This window comes from Halomonas sp. McH1-25 (assembly GCF_022348165.1).
Taxonomy (GTDB): Bacteria; Pseudomonadota; Gammaproteobacteria; order Pseudomonadales; family Halomonadaceae; genus Modicisalibacter.
In genome coordinates, this window is record NZ_JAKRFI010000020.1 from 1 (window position 1) to 3,033 (window position 3,033).

Annotated in this window: 1 rRNA gene; it reads left to right on the forward strand. The window is 55.4% G+C overall.

Annotation, left to right across the window (positions count from 1 at the left end):
- Positions 1-112: 112 nt before the first annotated feature.
- Positions 113-3,000, forward strand: a 23S ribosomal RNA gene (locus MHM84_RS21330).
- The last annotated feature ends 33 nt before the right edge of the window (positions 3,001-3,033 follow it).

Sequence of the window (3,033 nt, forward strand, 5' to 3'; positions counted from 1 at the left end):
ACAGTCGCTCTTTAACAATGTGAATCAAGCTGACAAATTGTAAGTGATACGACTCAAGCGTATCCGGCAATGTCGTAGCGATCGCTAACCAAAAGACCCCTTGGGGTTATATGGTCAAGCGATTAAGCGCATACGGTGGATGCCTAGGCAGCCAGAGGCGATGAAAGACGTGGAAGCCTGCGATAAGGCTCGGCGAGGTGGCAAACGACCTGTGACCCGGGCATTTCTGAATGGGGAAACCCACTCACCACAAGGTGAGTATCCCTGAGTGAATCCATAGCTCAGGGAGGCGAACCGGGGGAACTGAAACATCTAAGTACCCCGAGGAAAAGAAATCAACCGAGATTCCCCCAGTAGCGGCGAGCGAACGGGGAGTAGCCCTTAAGCGGCACGACTGATAGGCGAACAGGTTGGGAAGCCTGACGATACCGGGTGATAGTCCCGTAGCCGAAATCTGAGTGGCGTGAAATCGAGTAGGTCGGGGCACGTGAAACCTTGACTGAACATGGGGGGACCATCCTCCAAGGCTAAATACTCCTGGCTGACCGATAGTGAACCAGTACCGTGAGGGAAAGGCGAAAAGAACCCCGGAGAGGGGAGTGAAATAGATCCTGAAACCGTATGCGTACAAGCAGTGGGAGCCCACTTGTTGGGTGACCGCGTACCTTTTGTATAATGGGTCAGCGACTTATTTTCAGTGGCGAGCTTAACCGTATAGGGGAGGCGTAGGGAAACCGAGTCTTAACTGGGCGACCAGTCGCTGGGAATAGACCCGAAACCGGGCGATCTATCCATGAGCAGGGTGAAGGTTGAGTAACATCAACTGGAGGCCCGAACCGGGATCTGTTGAAAAAGATTCGGATGACTTGTGGATCGGAGTGAAAGGCTAATCAAGCTCGGAGATAGCTGGTTCTCCTCGAAAGCTATTTAGGTAGCGCCTCACGTATCACCGCCGGGGGTAGAGCACTGTTTCGGCTAGGGGCCCATCCCGGGTTACCAACCCGAGGCAAACTCCGAATACCGGTGAGTGCAGCGTGGGAGACACACAGCGGGTGCTAACGTCCGTTGTGAAAAGGGAAACAACCCAGACCGTCAGCTAAGGTCCCAAAATCCTGGTTAAGTGGGAAACGATGTGGGAAGGCTTAGACAGCTAGGAGGTTGGCTTAGAAGCAGCCATCCTTTAAAGAAAGCGTAATAGCTCACTAGTCGAGTCGGCCTGCGCGGAAGATGTAACGGGGCTCAAACCAGGTACCGAAGCTACGGGTTCGCCGAATGGCGAGCGGTAGAGGAGCGTCGTGTACGCCGATGAAGGTCAATTGAGAAGTTGGCTGGAGGTATCACGAGTGCGAATGCTGACATGAGTAACGACAAGGGGAGTGAAAAACTCCCCCGCCGGAAGACCAAGGGTTTCTGTTCTACGCTAATCGGAGCAGAGTGAGTCGGCCCCTAAGGCGAGGCCGAAAGGCGTAGTCGATGGGAAACGGGTTAATATTCCCGTACCTCACGTGGTTGCGATGGGGGGACGAAGAAGGCTAGGTGAGCCGGGCGTTGGTTGCCCCGGTGAAAGTGCGTAGGCTGGGGATTCAGGCAAATCCGGATCCCCAAGGCCGAGACACGAGACGAACGGACTACGGTCCGGAAGTCATTGATGCCACGCTTCCAGGAAAAGCCTCTAAGCTTCAGATCACGTGAGACCGTACCCCAAACCGACACAGGTGGTCAGGTAGAGAATACCCAGGCGCTTGAGAGAACTCGGGTGAAGGAACTAGGCAAAATGGTGCCGTAACTTCGGGAGAAGGCACGCCGGCATTAGGTGAAGCCCCTGCGGGTGGAGCCGAGGCCGGTCGAAGATACCAGGTGGCTGCAACTGTTTATTAAAAACACAGCACTCTGCAAACGCGTAAGCGGACGTATAGGGTGTGACGCCTGCCCGGTGCCGGAAGGTTAATTGATGGTGTTAGCCCTCGGGCGAAGCTCTTGATCGAAGCCCCGGTAAACGGCGGCCGTAACTATAACGGTCCTAAGGTAGCGAAATTCCTTGTCGGGTAAGTTCCGACCTGCACGAATGGCGTAATGATGGCCACGCTGTCTCCACCCGAGACTCAGTGAAATTGAAATCGCAGTGAAGATGCTGTGTACCCGCGGCTAGACGGAAAGACCCCGTGAACCTTTACTATAGCTTCACGCTGGACGCTGATGTTGCTTGTGTAGGATAGCTGGGAGGCTATGAACTGCGGACGCCAGTTCGCAGGGAGCCAACCTTGAAATACCAGCCTGGCATCATTGGCGTTCTAACTCAGGCCCGTTATCCGGGTCGAGGACCGCGTGTGGTGGGTAGTTTGACTGGGGCGGTCTCCTCCCAAAGCGTAACGGAGGAGCACGAAGGTACCCTCAGCACGGTTGGAAATCGTGCAGTGAGTGCAAGAGCATAAGGGTGCTTAACTGCGAGACAGACACGTCGAGCAGGTACGAAAGTAGGTTCTAGTGATCCGGTGGTTCTGTATGGAAGGGCCATCGCTCAACGGATAAAAGGTACTCCGGGGATAACAGGCTGATACCGCCCAAGAGTTCACATCGACGGCGGTGTTTGGCACCTCGATGTCGGCTCATCACATCCTGGGGCTGAAGTCGGTCCCAAGGGTATGGCTGTTCGCCATTTAAAGTGGTACGCGAGCTGGGTTTAGAACGTCGTGAGACAGTTCGGTCCCTATCTGCCGTGGGCGTCGGAAGTTTGAGAAGCGCTGCTCCTAGTACGAGAGGACCGGAGTGGACGCACCTCTGGTGTTCCGGTTGTGATGCCAATCGCATTGCCGGGTAGCTATGTGCGGACGGGATAACCGCTGAAAGCATCTAAGCGGGAAGCCCCCTTCAAGATGAGACTTCCCTGGGGCCTCGCGCCCCCTGAAGGACCCTCGAAGACGACGAGGTCGATAGGCGGGATGTGGACGCGCAGCAATGCGTTGAGCTAACCCGTACTAATGGTCCGTGAGGCTTGACCATATAACACCCAAGGGGCCTTGCCAGGCCCGGGTG